The sequence below is a fragment of the Castellaniella sp. genome (assembly GCF_034675905.1).
GTDB lineage: Bacteria > Pseudomonadota > Gammaproteobacteria > Burkholderiales > Burkholderiaceae_B > Castellaniella.
In genome coordinates this window covers 228,992-248,161 of the sequence record NZ_JAUCCV010000010.1, presented here as the reverse complement: position 1 = coordinate 248,161, position 19,170 = coordinate 228,992, and the positions used below count along the sequence as shown (strand labels likewise).

Genomic DNA, 19,170 nt, shown 5'->3' with positions numbered 1-19,170 from the left:
CTTATGACCGACATGACCGTCGGCCACATCAAAACAGGAGACCTCATGAAATTTTCCAAGACCTGCCTGGCCGCCGCCTTGTCGCTGTCCCTGGCCGCCACCGCGTACGCTGCTGATACGATCAAGATCGGGGTGTCCGGCCCCTATACCGGGGGCTCGTCGTCGATGGGCGTCAGCATGCGCGAAGGCGTGCGCCTGGCTACCCGGGACATCAACGCCAACGGCGGCGTGCTGGGCCGCCAGCTGGAACTGATCGAACGCGATGACGAAGCCAAGAACGAACGTGGCGTCCAGATTGCCCAGGAACTGATCAGCCGTGAAAATGTGGTGGCGACGGTGGGCTTCATCAACACCGGGGTCGCGCTGGCAGCGACCCGCTTCTACCAAAAAGCCGAAATCCCCGCCATCGTCAACGTATCGACCGGCACCGTGGTGTCACGCCAGTTCGAGAAGCCGAAATACGAAGCCAACTACATTTTCCGTACGTCGGCTGCCGACAACATCCAGGCGCCCATGATCGCGGCCGAGGCCGTGACCAAGCGCGGTCTGAAGAAAGTCGCCATCATGGCCGATTCCACCAACTATGGTCAGTTGGGACGTGAGGACATGGAAAAGGCGCTGGAAAAACTGGGCGTCAAACCAGTCGTGGTGGAAAAATTCAATATTGGCGATGTGGACATGACCGCGCAGTTGCTGCGTGCCAAGGAAGCCGGGGCCGAAGCCTTGCTGACCTACGGCATTGGGCCTGAATTGGCGCAACTGGCCAACGGCATGGCCAAACTGGGCTGGAAGGTGCCGATGATCGGCAGCTGGACCCTGGCCATGGCAAACTTCATCGACACGGCGCGCGCCAACGGCGATGGCGCATTGATGCCGCAGACCTTCATCCAGAACCCCAACACCCCGAAACGCAAGGCCTTCATCGACGCCTACATCAAGGACGGCCAGCCGAAAAACGGGGTGATCGAGTCGGCTGTGTCCGCCGCCCAGGGGTATGACTCGGTCCTGCTGCTGGCGGCTGCCATCGAGCAGGCCGGCAATACCAAGGGGCCGGATATCCGCGCCGCACTGGAAAATCTGCAAAAGCCGATCGAGGGCGTCATCATGACCTACAAGCAGCCCTATTCGACGTCCGACCACGAAACCATCGATAGCCCGGACACGGTCTACATGGGCGAGGTCTCCAAGGGCCGCGTGGTCTTCGCGCACCCCGAAGACGAAAAGCGCAGCGTGGCCAACTCCGGCCAGTCCGCACAGTAAACCTGCCTGATCGATGCCCCCCGTCGCGGCCTGATAGGGCGGGGGAGCTGCTTTGTAGCGCCGTCGGTGCGGCCAGACCTCGCCGGACGGCGCATTTTGCTGGAATGTGTCATGACGATTTTTCTGCAGCTTGCCTATAGCGGCATTGCTTTGGGCATGATCTATGCGGTCATCGCCTTCGGGTACCAATTGACGTATGCCACCTCCGAGACCCTGAACTTCGGCCAGGGCGACGCCTTGATGCTGGGCGGGCTGGTTGGCTTGACCCTGGTGGGGTTCGGCATCAGCTACTGGCTGATGATCCCCCTGGTTTGTATTTTCGGGATGCTGCAGGGTGCCGTGGTCGAACGGGTCGCGGTGCGCCCGGCGATCGAGGCCCGGTCCGAATTCGGCTGGATCATGGCGACGATCGCCCTGGGCATCATTTTTCGCAATATGGCGGAAAACATCTGGGGTCGTGATGCGCTGCGTTTCCCCTCACCGGTGTCCGAGACGCCGTTCACGGTGCTGGGTGCGCGCATCCTGCCCATGGAATTGCTGGTGGTGGCGGGCGCCCTGTTGATCATGGGAGCCATTGAACTGTTCAACCGCAGCTCTATCTACGGCAAGGCCGTGGTCGCGACATCCGGGGATCGGGATGCGGCGGGCCTGATGGGCATCAATACCAAATTGGTCATCACGTTTTCCTATGCGCTGTCGTCGTTGACGGCAGCGTTTGCCGGCGTCCTGGTGGCGCCGTTGACATTGACCGGCGCTTCGATGGGCGCCGTGCTGGGCCTGAAGGCCTTTGCGGTGGCGATTGTCGGGGGGCTCACCAGCGGCATGGGCGCCATCGTCGGCGGCCTGTTGCTGGGGGTGATGGAGACCATGACGGGCTTCTATCTGTCCACCGGCTACAAGGATGTGCCGGGCCTGATTCTGCTGCTGCTGGTGCTGACCGTGCGTCCGGCCGGTCTGTTTGGCAAAACCGCCATCAAGAAGGTCTGATCCATGAACAAGAAGTCTTTGCTGTCGTTCGTAGTATTGGTGGCGGTCCTGGCGGCAGTGCCGCTGGCGGTGAGCAACCCCTATTACCTGCATCTGATCGAAACCATTCTGATCTACGCCGTCCTGCTGCTGGGTCTGGATATCGTCGTGGGCTACACCGGCCAGGTGTCGCTGGGCCATGCCGGGCTGTTCGGCATCGGCGCCTATACGGTGGGCGCGCTGATTCTGCATCTGAATCTGCCGTTCTGGCTGACGATTCCCGCCGCCATCGCCGTGACCTCAGTGTTCGGGGCGATCCTGGCGCTGCCGTCCCTGCGGGTGACGGGGCCTTATCTGGCCATGGTGACGCTGGCTTTCGGCACCATCATCCAGATTCTGATCAACGAAATGGATTTCCTGACGGCAGGCCCCATGGGGATCAGCCTGGACAAACCCATGATCGGCGACCACATGCTGACCGGCCCGGAATTTTTCTGGCTGGTGCTGGGTCTGCTGGCGCTATCGGTGCTGTTTACCGAGCGGGTGGCGCGTTCGCATTATGGACGGGCCTTCGAGGCCTTGCGCGACAGCCCGATCGCCTGCGATTGCATGGGGGTGTCCGTCTATCGCTACAAGGTCGTGGCTTTCGTGATCAGCGCAGGGCTGGCGGGGCTGTCGGGGGCGCTGCACGCCTATTCCGAACAGTACATTTCGCCCAATACCTATACGTTCGAACTGATGGTGCTGTTCCTGCTGGCCATCATCATGGGCGGTCGCAAGACTCGCTCCGGCGCCTTGCTGGGCGCGGCCATCATCGTCTTGCTGCCCAAGATGCTGGATGACGTGTCCACGTTCCGGCCGCTGGCCATCGGTCTGGCGGTGCTGGTGACCGTCGGGGCGACGCTGGCCGTGCGGCGGGGCCGGGCGACCTGGAAACGGATGGCGGCGCCCGTGGCCGGCGCACTGGTGCTGGCCGTGGGTTCGATGGTCCTGGAGCAGATGACCGACTGGCGTCTGACGATCTTCGGGCTGATGATCCTGTTCGTCGTCTACTACCTGCCCGATGGCATCGTCGGTTTCATCAGCCAGTTTTGGGGACGCCATCGCCATGACGCGCCGCCGCCGGTATCGGTGGCGGCAGGCCTGGCCCAGGTGGGCCGGGATCCGGACGCCTCGCATGGCGTGCTGCTCTCAGTCAGCCAGGCCATCATGCAGTTCGGCGGCCTGCGGGCCCTGAACGAGGTCGATCTGGAAGTGCGCCGAGGCACCATCCACGGTCTGATCGGTCCCAATGGTTCGGGCAAGAGCACGATGATGAACGTGCTGACCGGCATCTATGTGCCGACCTCCGGGTCGGTGGTGTTCGCCGGCAAGGACCTGTCGGGTCTGACCTCGTCCGAGATCGCGGCGCGCGGCGTCGCCCGGACCTTCCAGAACGTGCAGCTGTTCGGAGAAATGACGGCGCTGGAAAACGTCCTGGTCGGTTTGCACCACACCTTCAAGAGCCGCCTGAGCAGTATCGCCTTGCGCTTGCCCTTGTGGCGCCGGGAAGAACAGGCCGCCCGAGAGCGCGCCTACGCCTTGCTGGATTTCGTGGGACTGGCATCCTTGGCTCAGGAAGAAGCCCGCAACCTGCCTTACGGCAAGCAGCGTCTGCTGGAAATTGCCCGGGCGCTGGCCCTGGACCCGCATCTGTTGCTGCTGGATGAGCCGGCGGCAGGACTGACAGCGCCCGACATCGAGGATCTGCTGGCCATCATGCGCAAGATCAAGGAACGCGGCTTGACCGTCATCCTGATCGAGCATCACATGGACGTGGTGATGGGGATCTGCGATGCGGTCTCGGTGCTGGACTTCGGCCAGAAAATTGCAGAGGGCCTGCCGCAGGACGTGCAGGCTGACCCCAGGGTGATCGAAGCCTATCTGGGCGGCGAACAGGCAGGAGCCCAAGCATGCTGAAAATCGAAAAACTGGAAGCCGGGTACGGCAAGGTCAAAGTGCTGCACGGCGTCAGCCTGGAAGTGCCGGCCGGCAAGGTTGTGACCCTGATCGGCTCGAACGGAGCCGGCAAGACCACCACCATGAAGGCGATCTCGGGCATGCTGCGGCCAACGGCAGGCACCATCAGTCTGGATGGGCGTCAGATCCAGGGTTTGGAATCCCACCGGATCGCCCGCCTGGGCCTGGCGCATTCACCGGAAGGGCGGCGTGTGTTCCCGACGCTGAACGTGACGGACAATCTGTTGCTGGGGGCGTTTCCGCGCTTGACCGGCAGCCGGGCCAAAGGGGATGTGGCACATGACCTGGATCGGGCGTTGGAACTCTTTCCGCGCCTGAAAGAGCGCCGTACCCAATTGGCGGGCACGCTGTCGGGCGGGGAACAGCAGATGCTGGCCATGGCCCGCGCCGTCATGCTCAACCCCGAAGTCGTTTTGCTGGACGAACCCTCGATGGGGTTGGCGCCCATTCTGGTCGACGAGGTGTTTCGCATTATTTCGCGCTTGAAGAGCGAAGGCGTCACCATGCTGCTGGTCGAGCAATTCGCCGCCGCCGCGCTGGCTGTGGCCGATTACGGCTATGTGCTGGAAAACGGGCGGATCGCCGTCGAAGGGCCGGCTGCCCGCTTGCGCAGCGATCCTGCCGTGGCCGCCGCCTATCTGGGCGGGCACTAGCAGGCGCCTGTTTATATTCCGTACTGTCCCAGGCCGTCCAGGTCCAGCACCTGGACGGCGCCGTATTCGACTTTCAACAGCCGGGCGGCTTCCAGGGTGCGCAAGGCCTGATTGGTGCGTTGGCGCGATATCCGCGCCAGGTAGCCGATTTCTTCCTGGGTGATTTCCAGCCGGGTGGAATTGCCCGGATACAGCAGCGGGTTGAATAGCTCGGCCAGGCAGCGCGCGACCCGAGCGTCCGGGGCCAGCAGGCGGTCGTGTTCCGCCTTGCCGATGAATTGGGCCACCCGTTCGTTCAACTGGTGCAGCAGAAAGCGGTTGAAGGGGATGCTGTTGTCCAGCAACCAGTCGAAGGTGTCGCCGCGCAATCGGGCGATGACGCTGCGGCGCAGGGCGATGATGTCGTATTTGCGGGCCTCGCGTTTCAGCAGAGAGCCTTCGCCGATCCAGCCGCCGGCCGGCACCCCTGTCAGCGAGGCGAGCTTGCCTTCGGCATTGCCCACCGAGACCTTGATCAGACCGTCCAGCACGCCGATCCAGGCGCCGGCCACGACGCCCTTGTGTTCGATGATGGTGCCGGCTTCGACCTGAGCCACGGCGGTGTCCCGGATGACCCGCGCCTGCTGGGCATCGTCCAGCAATTCGAACCAGGCCGCGTGGGTCTGCAGAGACCGTGACAAGTTCATGGGGAATTACCCTAGATCATGTGTGAATGTCATATGTGCGACAGTCCGGCGTGGATGCGCCCTGTACCTTAGGATGCATGACGCCTCGGATAGAGGCGCACTGACCAGCCCCGCGCAATGGCGCGTGGCCGGGCCAAGGAGACATCATGGTACAGGAATCCGCCGTGGCGGTGACATTTCCCGCCTTGCTGATGCATCATGCGCAGGTCCGCGGCCAGCGGCCCGCGATCCGGGAAAAAGATCTGGGCATCTGGCAGACGCTCAGCTGGCGCCAGGTGGCGGCTGAAGTCCGCCGCATCGCCGCCGGGCTGGCGGATCTGGGCGTCGCCGTCGGCGAGCACGTGGCTGTCGTCGGCGAAAACCGTCCCCGGTTGTACATGGCCATGATGGCGGCCCAGTGTCTGGGCGCCATCCCGGTGCCGCTGTATCAAGATGCCGTGGCCGAGGAAATGGCCTTTGTGCTGCAGGACGCCCAGGTCGGCGTCGTCGTGGTCGAGGACCAGGAACAGCTGGACAAGATGCTGGAAGTCTCTGACCGCTGCCCCGCGTTGCGGGCGCTGGTCTACGACGATCCGCGCGGCTTGCGCCATTATCAGGATGACCGCTTGCTGTCCTGGGATGCCTTGCTGGCGCGCGGGGATGATCGTATCCGCCAGCAACCGCAGGAAATTGACAGCCGCATGGCCGCTATTGCTCCTGCCGATACCGCCGCCATGTTCTATACCTCGGGCACCACCGGCAAACCCAAGGGCGTGGTGCTCAGCCACCAGGCCCTGATCGACCGGGCGCGGGTGATCGAACGCTTCGAAAACCTGAGCGACCGCGAAGACGTGTTGGCCTATCTGCCGCCCGCCTGGATCGGCCAGAACATGTTTTCCTATACGCAGTTCCTGACCACCGGCTTCACGGTGAATCATCCGGAATCGCCCGATACCGTGTCCATCGATATGCGCGACATCGGCCCCACCTATTACTTTGCGCCGCCCAGGGTGCTGGAAGGCCTGCTGACCCACGTCATGATCCGCATGGAAGACGCCGGCCGCCCCAAGCGCTGGTTGTTTCATCGGGCGATGGGCTTGGCGCAGCGCGTCGGCGTGCGCATCCTGGATGGCGATCGCTCGGTCGGCGCCTGGGACCGCCTGAAATACGCGCTGGGCGACGCCCTGGTCTACGGGCCATTGCGCAATACCCTGGGCATGAGCCGGGTGCGGGTGGCCTATACGGCGGGCGAGGCCATCGGCCCGGACCTGTTCGTGTTCTACCGCTCCATCGGCATCAATCTGAAGCAGTTGTACGGTTCGACCGAAACATCCGTTTTCGTCTGTGTGCAGGCCGATGGCCAGGTACGTGACGATACGGTCGGGCCGCCTTGCGCCGGCGTGGATATCCGCGTGGCAGATACCGGGGAGATCCAGGTGCGCAGCCCTGGCATGTTCACCGGCTACTACCAGAACCCGCAGGCTACCGCTGAAGCCTATACATCGGATGGCTGGTACCACACGGGGGATGCGGGTTATCTGGACGCCGATGGCCAGCTGAAAATCATCGACCGCGCCAAGGACGTCGGCCAGTTGTCCGACGGCAGCCTGTTTGCGCCCAAGTACATCGAAAACAAGCTTAAGTTCTTTCCCTTCATCAAGGAAGCCGTGGCGTTCGGCGCAGACCGCGACGAGGTCTGCGCCTTTGTGAACATCGACCTGGAAGCCGTGGGCAACTGGGCGGAACGCCGGGGCCTGCCCTATGCCGGCTATACCGACCTGGCGTCCAAGGATGATGTCTACGACCTGATCCGCGATTGCGTCGAGCAGGTCAATCGCGATCTGGCGCAGGATCCGAAGCTGACGGCGTCCCAGGTGGTCCGCTTCCTGATCCTGCACAAGGAATTGGATCCGGATGATGATGAACTGACCCGCACCCGCAAAGTGCGCCGTGCCTTCATTGCGCAGAAATACGCCGTGCTGGTGGACGCTTTGTTCGATCATCGCAGCCATCAACATATCGAAACCGAAGTCAAATTCGAAGACGGGCGCAGCGGCCTGGTCGCCGCCGATCTGCGCATCGAAACAGCCGCCGTCAGCCGGCCCGAACCCCTGAAAAAGGTAGCCTGAATGAGCAGCCAGACCACCCAGGCGGCGCACGATGTTTCTGCCGACACGGGCCGCGCCGGCAGGATAGGGTCAGCCATCCTGGACCTGCAGCATATTTCCCTGTCCTTTGGCGGTGTCAAGGCGCTGACCGATATTTCCTTTGATGTGCGCGAACATGAAATCCGCGCCATCATCGGCCCCAACGGGGCGGGGAAAAGTTCCATGCTGAACGTCATCAATGGCGTCTACACCCCCCAGGAAGGCCGCATCCTGTTGCAGGACCAGCAGTTCGCCCGCATGAATCCGCGCCGGGCGGCCGAAATGGGCATTGCCCGCACATTCCAGAATCTGGCCTTGTTCAAAGGCATGAGCGTGCTGGACAACATCATGACGGGCCGCAACCTGCGCATGAAGAGCGGCGTGCTGGCCCAGGCGCTGCGCCTGGGGTCGGCCGAGCGCGAGGAACTCGCCCACCGAGCGTTTGTGGAAAACATCATCGATTTCCTGGAAATCCAGGCCTGGCGCAAGACGCCGGTGGGGCGGCTGCCCTATGGCCTGCAGAAACGCGTCGATCTGGGCCGGGCGCTGGCGATGGAACCGCGCATCCTGTTGCTGGACGAGCCCATGGCCGGCATGAACGTCGAGGAAAAGCAGGACATGAGCCGCTACATCCTGGATGTGAATGATGAATTCGGCACCACCATCGTGCTGATCGAGCATGACATGGGCGTGGTCATGGATATCTCCGACCGGGTGGTGGTGTTGGACTATGGCCGCAAGATCGGCGATGGCACGCCCGATGCGGTTCGCGACAACCCGGAAGTCATACGCGCCTATCTGGGCACCACTCATTAAGGCGGCAACATGGGATTCTTTCTGGAAACGGTGATCGGCGGGCTGACGAGCGGCATGCTGTATGCCTTGGTGGCGCTGGGTTTCGTACTGATCTTCAAGGCCTCCGGGGTATTCAATTTCGCCCAAGGCGCCATGGTGCTGATCGCGGCACTGGCCATGGCCCGTCTGTCGGGTTGGATCGATGGCTGGCTGGGCGGCGGCTATCCCTGGCTGTCGAATCTGCTGGCCTTCGTGCTCAGCGCCGCGTTCATGTGGCTGATCGCCGTGCTGGTGGAACGCTGGGTGCTGCGCCATCTGGTCAATCAGGAAGCCACGACGCTGCTGATGGCGACGATCGGCATCAGTTATTTCCTGGATGGCGCCGGCCAGATCCTGTTCGGCAGTTCCGTGTATTCGATCAATGTGGGCATGCCCAAGGATCCGGCCTTCATTCTGGAATCCTTCTTCGAAGGCGGCGTACTGGTCAGCCTGGAAGACCTGACCGCTGCGGTCGTGGCCGCCGTACTGGTGGCGGTGCTGGCCTTCTTTTTCCAATACACCACGATAGGGCGGGCCTTGCGCGCCGTGGCCGACGACCACCAGGCCGCCCAGTCGGTGGGCATTCCCCTGAACCGCATCTGGGTCGTGGTCTGGACCGTCGCCGGGCTGGTGGCCCTGGTGACGGGCATCGTCTGGGGATCGAAGTTCGGCGTGCAGTTCACCCTGTCCACCGCGGCGTTGCGCGCCTTGCCCGTGGTGATCCTGGGCGGGCTGACGTCGGTGCCGGGGGCCATTGTGGGCGGGCTCATCATCGGTGTGGGTGAAAAGCTGTCCGAGGTCTATCTGGGGCCCTTTGTGGGCGGCGGCATCGAGATCTGGTTTGCCTACATGCTGGCCTTGGTGTTCCTGCTGTTTCGGCCGCAGGGGCTGTTCGGCGAAAAAATCATTGACCGCGTCTGACCGGCTCAGACGTCACGGGGGAGTCCGCATCCATGTTTTATCGTGAAAACGGCCAGTTCAAAAGCACGTACCGTGCGGATCAGCAGATCTTTCCGATCCGCCAGGACCGCTGGTTCATCGGCATTCTGTTGATCGCGGCCTTCGTGGGCGTGCCGGCCATGGCGTCGGAATACTGGCTGCAGGCCATTCTGATTCCGTTTCTGATCCTGTCGTTGGCGGCCATCGGCCTGAATGTGCTGGTGGGCTATTGCGGGCAGATTTCCATCGGTTCGGGGGCCTTCATGGCCGTGGGCGCGTATGCCGCCTGGAATTTCGGCGTGCGCCTGGACTTGCCGCTGGTGGTGCAGATTCTGCTGGGCGGGGTTTTCGCCACCCTGGCGGGCGTGCTGTTCGGCGTGCCCAGCCTGCGCATCCGCGGCCTGTACCTGGCCGTCACGACCCTGGCGGCGCAGTTCTTCATGGATTGGGCCTTTTTGCGCATCCCGTATTTCACCAATTACTCGACGTCCGGCAATGTGTCCGTCCCGGCGCTGGATTTCTTCGGTTTTCCGGTGGTCACGCCCATCCAGAAATATCTGTTTGTGCTGTGTTTCGTTGTGGTGATCGGCTTGCTGACCAAAAATCTGGTGCGTGGGGCGATCGGCCGGCAGTGGATGGCCATCCGCGACATGGACGTGGCCGCCGCCGTCATCGGCATCCGTCCGGTCTACGCCAAGCTGACTGCTTTTGCCGTCAGTTCCTTCATCATCGGCGTGGCTGGCGCCCTGTGGGCCTATGTGCACCTGGGCTCCTGGGAACCCCTGGCCTTTGACCTGAACCGTTCCTTGCAGCTGCTGTTCATCATCATCATCGGCGGCCTGGGGTCGGTGATCGGCAGTTTCTTCGGGGCCGCCTTCATGGTGCTGGTCCCCGTGCTGTTGACCAATGTGCCGCATGCCTTGGGGCTGTCCATCCCGGTGGACGTCGCCGCGCACATCGAACACATGGTGTTCGGCTTTTTAATCGTGTTTTTTCTGATCGTAGAACCGCACGGCCTGGCCAGGCTGTGGAGCATTGCCAAGGAGAAACTGAGGATCTGGCCATTTCCCCACTAGGCAGGGCATTTGCGGCGCGTGGGATCCGCGCGCCTCAGACCCCGGTCCCGGTGGCGATATTCCGGCGACATCCGCTTGGATGCGCCTCATTCAAAGGTGCCTTCAGCACCAGGAGGAGCTACAGATGAAGCATATATTGACCAAGACGACGGCGACTGTCGTGATGGCTGCCGCCGGGCTGGCGGGCGTATTCAGCACCGCCCAGGCTGCCGAAGAAAATTTCATTCCTTTGCTGGTGTATCGCACAGGGTCGTTCGCGCCGCTGGGGATTCCCTGGGCCAACGGCAAGCTGGATTATCTGAAGATGATCAACGAACGCGACGGCGGGGTCAACGGCGTCAAGATCGTCTACGAGGAATGCGAAACCGCCTATTCCACGGACAAGGGGGTCGAATGCTACGAACGCCTGAAGGATAAATTCGGCGGCGCGACCGGGTATGACACGCAGTCCACCGGCATCACCTTTGCCGTGACGGACAAGGCCATGGTCGATGGGCGCCCCGTCGTGACGGTCGGTTACGGCCTGTCGCAATCGGCGGACGGGCGGGTGTTCAAATGGAATTTCCCGCTGCTGGGCACTTACTGGACCGCCTACGATGTCATGATCCAGGACATTGCCAAGAACCTGGGCGGCGAGGATAAGCTCAAAGGCAAGAAGATCGCCCTGGTCTACCATGACTCGCCCTTTGGCAAGGAACCCATCCCGGTACTGGAAGCCCGCGCCAAGGCCAACGGTTTCGAATTGCAGTTGTACCCTGTGGCCGCTCCCGGGGTGGAACAAAAATCGACCTGGCTGCAGATTCGCAAAAATCGCCCTGATTTCGTCCTGATGCAAAGCGCGGGCATCATGACGCCCACCGCGATCCGCGAGGCGCAGGCTGTGGGCTATCCGCGCGACAAGATGTATGGCATCTGGTGGGCCAGCTCGGAAACCGACGTGGCCGATTTGGGCGATACGGCCAAGGGCTATCACGGCATTACCATCCAGAACAGCGCCGAGCATGGCCGGGTGCATGATGACGTCAAGAAATATGTCTATGACAAAGGCCAGGGCTCCGATACGGACGGCAAGACCTTCGGTTCTCTTGCGTATACGCGCGGCATGATGATCTCCATGCTGCAGGTCGAGGCCATTCGCACCGCCCAGGAAAAATTCGGCAAGGGCAAGGCCATGACGCCGGAACAGGTGCGCTGGGGCTATGAAAACCTGGATCTGGATCAGGCCGACTTGGAAAAACTGGGCTTTGCCAAGCTGATGCGTCCGGTCAAGACCACGTGCGAAAACCACTTGGGTACGGACTGGGCGCGCATCATCCAGTGGGATGGCAAGGCGTTCAAGGTGGTGTCCGACTGGTATCAGTCGAACCCGAAATACATCACGCCGCTGGTGCAGTCCCTGGGTGAAAAATACGCCACGGAAAAGAAACTGCCCGTGCGGGATTGTGCAGCCGAGTAAGCCGTGCCGGGGTCAGGCGCATGCCTGACCCCCAGGAGAACATTCATGGAAAGCGCACAGGCCTCTGAACCCGCTGTCTTGTTGAACGTCAATGGTATCGAGGTCATCTACAACCACGTGATCCTGGTGCTCAAGGGCGTCTCGCTCTGCGTGCACGAAGGCCGCATCGTGGCTCTGCTGGGAGCCAATGGCGCGGGCAAGACCACGACGCTGCGGGCGATTTCAAATCTGTTGCGGGGCGAACGCGGCGAAGTCACCAAAGGCAGCATTGATTATCGCGGCGAACGCATTGAATCGCTGTCGCCTGCCGACCTGGTGCAGCGCGGCGTGATCCAGGTGATGGAAGGCCGGCACTGTTTCGCCCACCTGAGCATCGAGGAAAACCTGCTGACCGGCGCCTATACCCGGCGTCTGGGGCGCGGCGACCTGACGGCGGCCTTGGACCTGGTCTACCAGTATTTTCCGCGCCTGAAGCAGCGCCGCAAAAGTCAGGCGGGCTATACCTCGGGCGGTGAACAGCAAATGGCGGCCATCGGCCGGGCCTTGATGGCCGATCCACGCATGATCCTGCTGGATGAACCATCGATGGGGCTGGCGCCGCAGATCGTCGAGGAAATCTTCGAGATCGTGCGGGATCTGAACCAGCGCGAAGGCGTCAGTTTTCTGCTGGCGGAGCAGAACACCAATGTGGCGCTGCGTTACGCCGATTATGGCTACATCCTGGAAAACGGGCGCGTCATGATGGATGGGGCCGCCCGGTCATTGGCTGAAAACGAAGACGTCAAGGAATTCTATCTGGGCGTGTCGGGGTCCGGCCGCACCAGTTTTCGCGATACCAAGTTTTATCGCCGGCGCAAGCGCTGGCTGGCCTGATTCACAGGGGGTAGCACCATGCAGGCTTATTTCGATGCGCGTGAGACGGCGTCCGCCGATGCGCGAGAGCAGGCGCTGCTGACCAGGCTGCCTGCCGTGCTGGCGGCAGCCCGGGCGCGTGCGCCGGCGATCGCGCAGCAGTTGCAGGGGGTAGACCTGGCCGGATTGACTTCACGCGAGACCCTGTCGCAGATTCCGGTGCTGCGCAAAGGCGAGCTGCTGCAGATCCAGCATGCCGCCCGCATCACCCGGCCAGCGGCGCAGGATGAGGCTGAAAGGCTTCGGGTCTTTGGCGGGGTATCTACCATCGGTTGGGGCGCCGCGCGGCGCGTGTTCGCCTCGCCCGGCCCCATCTACGAACCCGAGAGCGCCCGGCCCGATTACTGGGGCTTTGCCCGCGCGCTGCATGCGGCGGGTGTGCGCCCCGGGGATTTGGTGCATAACTGCTTTTCCTATCATTTCACGCCGGCGGGTTCGATGATGGAAACGGCCGCACATGCGCTGGGGTGCACCGTTTTTCCGGGCGGGGTAGGGCAGACGGAACAGCAGGTGCGGGCGATGGCGGATCTGGCGCCCCAGGCGTATACCGGCACGCCCAGTTTTTTGCGCATCATCCTGGAAAAGGCCGACGAGATGGGCGTGGCGCTGCCCATGTTGCACCGCGCCCTGTTTTCCGGCGAGGCCTATCCGCCGTCGCTGCAGGCCTGGTTCCAGGCCAGAGGCATCCAAGGCTTCCAAGCCTATGGCAGTGCGGATCTGGGCATGATTGCGTTTGAAACCGAAGCGCGTGACGGCTTGGTCCTGAATGAAGACCTGATCGTGGAAATCGTGCGGCCGGGCACCAGCCAGGCCGTGCCGGATGGCGAGGTCGGCGAGATCGTGGTGACGACGTTCAACCCCGACTATCCCTTGGTGCGTTTCGGTACCGGGGATCTGTCGGCGCTGATGCCGGGCGTCTCTCCCTGCGGTCGGACCAACGGCCGCATCCGGGGGTGGATGGGGCGCGCCGACCAGACGACCAAGGTGCGCGGCATGTTCGTGCATCCCGAGCAGATCGCCCGGGTGCTGGATCGGCATCCGCAGATCAATCGGGCGCGGCTGGTCGTGTCTGGCGAGATGGGGCACGACATCATGACGCTCAGGATCGAATCAGGCGATGGCCTGGATCTGGCCCGCGTGGCCGATACCGTGCGGGATCAGACCAAGCTGCGGGCGGTCGTGGATGTAGTGCCGGCAGGCAGCCTGCCCAATGACGGCAAGGTGATCGAGGATATCCGCCGCTACGACTGATACTCAGGTTTTTTTGCGATACACCAGGCTGATGCGCGCAAAAGCGGTCTGCAGTTCGCGGCTGCCTGCCTGAAAGAAAATCGGCCGGCCTTTTTGCACGAAGCACACCAGTTTTTTCGATGCGAACAGCGGAATGAATTTGGTGGATTGGATTTCCGCCCACGAAACCTCGCGGCGTGAAATCCATGACTGGCGGATGCCCCAGTCGGAGATTTCCGTCACCGAGGTCCACATATGCCAGCTCATCCATAGCAGCGCGCCGAAACACACCACCAGACTGGCGATGACCGGCATCGGCAGGGCGGTTTCGGGAGAGAGCCATAGCACCGTGAACAGGCGTACCGCGATCAGGGCCATCAGCAGCCAGGCGATCACGCCGATCCAGCGTGGCCAGGCGCGTCCGCTCAGGGGCAGGGGGGCGATTTGGGCCAGTAAAGCGGCGTGTTCTTCGGGGGTGGGACGGTCAAAAGGGGACATCGGGTCAAGCCTTTTTCAATGCCAGGGCGCGACCGGCGCGACTGGCTGTAGGGCGGCCAAGCTGGCCGGAAATCCATTGGCCGATATCCACGACGGCCTCCAGGTCCACTCCGGTATGCAGCCCCTGGCCCTGCAGCAGGTACAACACGTCTTCAGTAGCGACGTTGCCGGTCGCGCCCTTGGCGTAGGGGCAGCCCCCCAGACCCGCCACGGAACTGTGAAAGATGCGCACCCCGCATTCCAGGGCCGACAGGATATTGGCCAGCGCCTGGCCGTAGGTGTCGTGGAAATGTCCGGATACCCGGGTGCTCAGGTCGGTGATCTGGCCCACGGCGCGCATGACGTGGGCGACCTGGGCGGCGGTGCCGACGCCGATGGTGTCGGCGACGTCAATTTCGTCGCAACCCAGTTGCAGGAATCGTTCCGCCACGTCCACGACGGCGGCGACAGGGGTTTCGCCCTGATAAGGACAGCCCAGGGCGCAGCTGATGCTGCCGCGCAGCCGCAACCCGGCCTGCTTGGCAGCGGCCGCAACCGGCTCGAAGCGGGCGATGGATTCAGCGATGGAGCAATTGATATTGCGCTGGGAGAAGGCCTCGCTGGCTGCTCCGAAGATCACGACCTCGTCTATGTGGGCGGACAAGGCGCCTTCCAGGCCGCGCATGTTGGGAACCAGGGCTGAATAGATCGCGCCAGGCTGCCGCGTGATCCCCGCCATGACCTGCGCGCCGTCCGCCATCTGCGGCACCCATTTGGGCGAGACGAAAGAGACCGCCTCGACATTGGGAAAGCCGGCGGCGGCCAGGCGGTCGACCAGTGCGATCTTGATGGCCGAGTCGACGAATTGCTGCTCGTTCTGCAGGCCGTCGCGCGGGCCGACCTCGACGATCTTGACGTGTTCGTTCATGGGAAATCCTGGGATCCTGTTCAGATGAGCGCCGGGTTCAGCGCCAGGCGGGGCGTGTAGCGTAGCGGCATGCTATCGATGATAGCGCGGGCGCCGGCCTGCGGTCATCCAGGCAGCCGCCGATAGCGCCCGTCAGCCTGCCGTTCCAGACTGCCGCTGATTTCCAGCAAGGTCAGCTGGCCTGTCAGCCGGTCGATGGGCCAGCCGGTACGCCCCTGCAGGGCATCGATGTCTGTCGGTTCGTAGCCCAGCGCGTGCAGCAGGTGCGCGGCATCGGGGTCCGGTGTCTGATGGGCGGGGGCGGTCGCGGGCTGAGCGGCAGGCAGGCCGGGCAGGGATCCCTGCCGTAGTTCTTCGATGATGTCCTGGCCGCACTCAACGAGCTTGGCGCCCTGGCGGATCAGTACGTGACAGCCGCGTGACAAGGGGGAGTGGATGGATCCGGGGATGGCAAAGACCTCGCGCCCCATCTCGCCGGCCAGCCGTGCCGTGATCAGCGAGCCGCTGCGGGCGGCGGCTTCGACCACCAGCACGCCGCGGCCCAGCGCCGCCACCAGGCGGTTGCGCTGCGGGAAATGAAAGGGCAGGCCCTGAGCGCCCAGCGGAAATTCCGACAGCATCAGACCGTTTTCGGCGATGCGGTGGGCCAGGGCGCGGTGGGCGGGAGGATAGACTCGGTCAATGCCGGTCCCCAGCACGGCCAGGGTGCCGCCGCCCGCCGGGCCCGCATCCAGTGCGCCCGCATGGGCGGCGCCGTCGATACCGCTGGCCAGCCCGCTGACGACGCACCAACCTTGTTGAGCCAGATGCCGGGCGAAATCATGCGCGTTGCGGGCGCCTTCGGGAGTGGCGCTGCGGGCGCCGACGATGGCGATCATGGGCCGGTGCAGGATATCCAGGCGTCCATGCGCATACAGGACGGGCGGCGGATCGCTCAGTTCGTACAGCGCTTGGGGATATTGCGGATCGGCCAGCGTCAGCAGATGACGGTCGGGTTCAGCCAGCCAGTGCAGGCTGGCATCGATGGCGGATTGCAGGGATTCGTCGGGCGCCTGGCGCAGCCGGGCAGCCAGGCCGGGGTCCAGATATTGCGCCAGGCTGCCGGTCGAGGCTGCGCAGATGTCCTGCGGCATGCCGAACACCGACAGCAGCAGGCGGATGCGCGCCGCCCCCAGCTCGGGTTCCAGGCTCAGGCGGATCCAGGCCCGCAATTCATTGTCGGCAATGGTCAGTGGCATGGCGGCAGTGTGCCATGGATCGGATGCCGCAGACATCCCGTGTGACGTTCTGATCCCGGAGAGATCGTAAAACATGTTTTATGATAGAGCTTTAGGCATTATTGAATCAGGCAATCGTCATGGCTTTGCTTCCCATTCTCAAATATCCGGATCCACGGCTGCATAAAGTCGCCGCGCCGGTGCAGCAAGTGGATGACCGTATCCGCCAATTGGTGCGCGACATGGCGGAAACCATGTATGCCGCGCCGGGCGTGGGCCTGGCGGCGACTCAAGTGGATGTCCACGAACGGGTGGTCGTCATCGACGTATCCGAGGACGGCAATGAGCTGCATGTGCTGATCAACCCCGAGATCACCTGGAAAAGCGACGAACTTCAAATCTACGAGGAAGGCTGCCTGTCGGTGCCCGGGGTCTACGACGAAGTCGAGCGTTCGGCCCGCATCCATGTGCGCGCACTCAACGAGCAGGGCGAAACCTATGAATTCGACGCAGACGGCCTGCTGGCTGTCTGCGTTCAGCACGAGCTGGACCACCTGCTGGGCAAGGTCTTCGTCGAATATCTGTCCGTCTTGAAACAGAATCGCATCCGCACCCGCCTGCGCAAACAGCAGCGCGAAGCTGCGGAGGGCTGATGCATGCGGCTGGTATTTGCAGGCACCCCGGAATTCGCCCGGCAGGCGCTGTTGGCCATTCTAGAGGCCGGTCATGAGGTCGTTGGAACGCTGACACAGCCGGACCGCCCCTCGGGGCGGGGCATGAAATTGCAACCCAGTCCCGTCAAGCAGGCGGCGCTGGATGCCGGCATCCCCGTCCTGCAGCCGCGCAGCCTGCGCCTGGACGGCAAGTTTCCCGATGAGGCACGCGCCGCTCAGGCAGCCTTGCAGGCCTGGGCGCCGGATGTGATGGTGGTGGCGGCCTATGGTCTGATCCTGCCGCAGTGGGTGCTGGACCTGCCACGCCATGGCTGTCTGAATATCCATGCCAGCCTGCTGCCGCGCTGGCGGGGGGCTGCCCCTATTCAGCGCGCCATCCAGGCGGGCGATGCGGCCAGCGGCATCACCATCATGCAGATGGATGCCGGTCTGGATACCGGCGCCATGCTGTTGCGGGTGGAACGGCCCATTCAGTCGGGTGATACCGGGGCCAGCCTGCATGACGCCTTGGCTGCCGACGGGGCGCGGGCCATCGTGTCGGTATTGGGCGATCTGGATGCAGGGACGCCGCCGGCGCCAGTGCCGCAGTCGCTAGATGGCGTCACCTATGCGGACAAGCTGCAGAAATCCGAATCTGCCCTGGATTTTGCCTTGCCGGCTGTCGCGCTGGCCCAGCGTATCCGTGCCTTTGATCCCTTTCCAGGGACCACGATGGTCTTGCCTGGGATCGATCAGCCGGTCAAGGTATGGGCGGCTCAGGCGCTGCCTGCGGATCATCGACTGGCAGGCGCAGCGCCCGTGCCGGGGACTCTCGTGCAGACAAGCCGGGAGGGTATCGACGTGGCAACGGCAGACGGTGTGTTACGTATCACCGCGCTGCAAAAGCCCGGTGGCCGGCGTCAGCCGGTAGACGTTTTCCTGCAGTCATACCGGGCTGAGTAGGCTGGCGAGCCGGACCCCGTGACGGCGTATGCCTGACGGGTCCGATGCGCCGTCTATCGCATCGGCGTTCAGCCGCCCGACGATTTTTTGCGCGATGTATCGATGCCCAGCTGTTTCAGTTTGCGGTACAGGTGGGTGCGTTCCAAACCGGTGCGCTCTGATACCCGCGTCATGCTGTGATTTTCGTGCAGCAAGTGATATTCGAAATAAATGCGCTCGAATTCATCACGCGCTTCGCGCAGCGGTTGATTCAGGGAAATGGCGCCCAGATGGGAGTCGTCCGGTGCGGGGGCGGGCGCTACCGGCGAGGGCGCAGCGCTGCTGTGCAGCGTGGGCTGCTGGGTAAAGACGGGGTCCGGCATGACCGGCCGTTCCGTGCGGCTGCGCATGGAAGCGGGGATCACCGGGTGGGCCAGACCGGCCGCCACGGTCTTCAGCAGCTTTTGCAGGGTGATAGGTTTTTCCAGGAAGTCGACGGCGCCGATGCGGGTGGCCTCGACGGCGGTGTCCACCGTGGCGTGACCGCTCATCATGATGACGGGCATGTTCAGCAACCCTTGGCTGGACCATTCTTTAAGCAGACTGACCCCATCGATGTCGGGCATCCAGATGTCCAGCAGGACCAGATCCGGTCTTTGGCGCAGACGGTAGTCGCGGGCCTGAGCAGCATTTTCTGCGAGAGCGACCGTATGGCCTTCATCGTAGAGAATTTCGGACAGCAGTTCACGAATGCCGATTTCGTCGTCGACCACCAGAATTCTGGCCATATCACCTC

Annotated in this window: 18 protein-coding genes; 13 read left to right on the top strand and 5 right to left on the bottom strand. The window is 63.0% G+C overall.

Features of this window, described 5'->3' with window-relative positions; genetic code table 11:
* Positions 1 to 45 precede the first annotated feature (45 nt).
* The 4 genes from VDP79_RS11280 to VDP79_RS11265 all read left to right on the top strand — a co-directional run bounded on the left by VDP79_RS11280 (position 46) and on the right by VDP79_RS11265 (position 4,898).
* Positions 46 to 1,260 carry an ABC transporter substrate-binding protein gene (locus tag VDP79_RS11280; RefSeq protein ID WP_323018296.1) on the top strand — a complete coding sequence of 405 codons (1,215 nt, stop codon included), beginning with the start codon at positions 46 to 48 and terminating at the stop codon, positions 1,258 to 1,260.
* A 111-nt stretch (positions 1,261 to 1,371) separates the two neighbouring features.
* Entirely contained in the window at positions 1,372 to 2,247 is an 876-nt protein-coding gene (locus tag VDP79_RS11275) for a branched-chain amino acid ABC transporter permease (protein ID WP_323018295.1), read from the top strand.
* Between the two features lie 3 nt (positions 2,248 to 2,250).
* Positions 2,251 to 4,185, top strand: coding sequence for a branched-chain amino acid ABC transporter ATP-binding protein/permease (locus VDP79_RS11270; protein ID WP_323018294.1), 1,935 nt, complete (start codon positions 2,251 to 2,253; stop codon positions 4,183 to 4,185).
* Complete coding sequence (locus tag VDP79_RS11265; RefSeq protein ID WP_323018293.1) at positions 4,179 to 4,898, top strand: ABC transporter ATP-binding protein; 720 nt, start codon at positions 4,179 to 4,181, stop codon at positions 4,896 to 4,898. The genes VDP79_RS11270 and VDP79_RS11265 overlap by 7 nt, the downstream gene beginning before the upstream one ends.
* Positions 4,899 to 4,909: 11 nt before the next feature.
* Here VDP79_RS11265 and VDP79_RS11260 read toward each other — a convergent pair whose 3' ends face one another.
* Positions 4,910 to 5,584 (bottom strand): Crp/Fnr family transcriptional regulator, encoded by a 675-nt coding sequence (locus VDP79_RS11260; protein ID WP_323018292.1) that lies wholly within the window; start codon positions 5,582 to 5,584, stop codon positions 4,910 to 4,912.
* Between the two features lie 146 nt (positions 5,585 to 5,730).
* Here VDP79_RS11260 and VDP79_RS11255 point away from each other — a divergent pair, with 146 nt between their 5' ends.
* The 7 genes from VDP79_RS11255 to VDP79_RS11225 all read left to right on the top strand — a co-directional run bounded on the left by VDP79_RS11255 (position 5,731) and on the right by VDP79_RS11225 (position 14,178).
* Positions 5,731 to 7,692 (top strand): AMP-dependent synthetase/ligase, encoded by a 1,962-nt coding sequence (locus VDP79_RS11255; protein ID WP_323018291.1) that lies wholly within the window; start codon positions 5,731 to 5,733, stop codon positions 7,690 to 7,692.
* On the top strand, positions 7,693 to 8,526 hold the full coding sequence (locus VDP79_RS11250) for an ABC transporter ATP-binding protein (RefSeq protein WP_323018290.1): 834 nt from the start codon (positions 7,693 to 7,695) through the stop codon (positions 8,524 to 8,526). It abuts the gene before it with no gap.
* A 9-nt stretch (positions 8,527 to 8,535) separates the two neighbouring features.
* Complete coding sequence (locus VDP79_RS11245) at positions 8,536 to 9,465, top strand: branched-chain amino acid ABC transporter permease (RefSeq protein ID WP_323018289.1); 930 nt, start codon at positions 8,536 to 8,538, stop codon at positions 9,463 to 9,465.
* A gap of 32 nt (positions 9,466 to 9,497) precedes the next feature.
* The gene (locus VDP79_RS11240; RefSeq protein WP_323018288.1) at positions 9,498 to 10,559 is read left to right on the top strand and encodes a branched-chain amino acid ABC transporter permease; all 1,062 of its coding nucleotides are present in this window, start codon (positions 9,498 to 9,500) and stop codon (positions 10,557 to 10,559) included.
* Between the two features lie 163 nt (positions 10,560 to 10,722).
* Positions 10,723 to 12,015 carry an ABC transporter substrate-binding protein gene (locus VDP79_RS11235; RefSeq protein WP_416233126.1) on the top strand — a complete coding sequence of 431 codons (1,293 nt, stop codon included), beginning with the start codon at positions 10,723 to 10,725 and terminating at the stop codon, positions 12,013 to 12,015.
* 45 nt (positions 12,016 to 12,060) lie between these two features.
* Entirely contained in the window at positions 12,061 to 12,888 is an 828-nt protein-coding gene (locus tag VDP79_RS11230) for an ABC transporter ATP-binding protein (RefSeq protein ID WP_323018286.1), read from the top strand.
* An 18-nt stretch (positions 12,889 to 12,906) separates the two neighbouring features.
* Positions 12,907 to 14,178 (top strand): phenylacetate--CoA ligase family protein, encoded by a 1,272-nt coding sequence (locus tag VDP79_RS11225; RefSeq protein ID WP_323018285.1) that lies wholly within the window; start codon positions 12,907 to 12,909, stop codon positions 14,176 to 14,178.
* Between the two features lie 3 nt (positions 14,179 to 14,181).
* On the opposite strand, the gene VDP79_RS11220 is transcribed toward VDP79_RS11225, so the two are convergent.
* From VDP79_RS11220 to dprA, 3 genes are all read right to left on the bottom strand, one after another.
* Positions 14,182 to 14,655 (bottom strand): hypothetical protein, encoded by a 474-nt coding sequence (locus VDP79_RS11220; protein ID WP_323018284.1) that lies wholly within the window; start codon positions 14,653 to 14,655, stop codon positions 14,182 to 14,184.
* A gap of 4 nt (positions 14,656 to 14,659) precedes the next feature.
* Positions 14,660 to 15,562 (bottom strand): hydroxymethylglutaryl-CoA lyase, encoded by a 903-nt coding sequence (locus tag VDP79_RS11215; RefSeq protein WP_323018283.1) that lies wholly within the window; start codon positions 15,560 to 15,562, stop codon positions 14,660 to 14,662.
* Positions 15,563 to 15,666: 104 nt separating this feature from the next.
* On the bottom strand, positions 15,667 to 16,800 hold the full coding sequence (gene dprA, locus VDP79_RS11210; RefSeq protein WP_323018282.1) for a DNA-processing protein DprA: 1,134 nt from the start codon (positions 16,798 to 16,800) through the stop codon (positions 15,667 to 15,669).
* 119 nt (positions 16,801 to 16,919) lie between these two features.
* Between dprA and def the strand changes: the two genes are divergently transcribed.
* Positions 16,920 to 17,432 carry a peptide deformylase gene (gene def, locus VDP79_RS11205; protein WP_323018281.1) on the top strand — a complete coding sequence of 171 codons (513 nt, stop codon included), beginning with the start codon at positions 16,920 to 16,922 and terminating at the stop codon, positions 17,430 to 17,432.
* A 3-nt stretch (positions 17,433 to 17,435) separates the two neighbouring features.
* Positions 17,436 to 18,395 (top strand): methionyl-tRNA formyltransferase, encoded by a 960-nt coding sequence (gene fmt, locus VDP79_RS11200; protein WP_323018280.1) that lies wholly within the window; start codon positions 17,436 to 17,438, stop codon positions 18,393 to 18,395.
* A 68-nt stretch (positions 18,396 to 18,463) separates the two neighbouring features.
* Here fmt and VDP79_RS11195 read toward each other — a convergent pair whose 3' ends face one another.
* Positions 18,464 to 19,162 carry a response regulator gene (locus VDP79_RS11195; RefSeq protein WP_323018279.1) on the bottom strand — a complete coding sequence of 233 codons (699 nt, stop codon included), beginning with the start codon at positions 19,160 to 19,162 and terminating at the stop codon, positions 18,464 to 18,466.
* Positions 19,163 to 19,170: the final 8 nt, after the last annotated feature.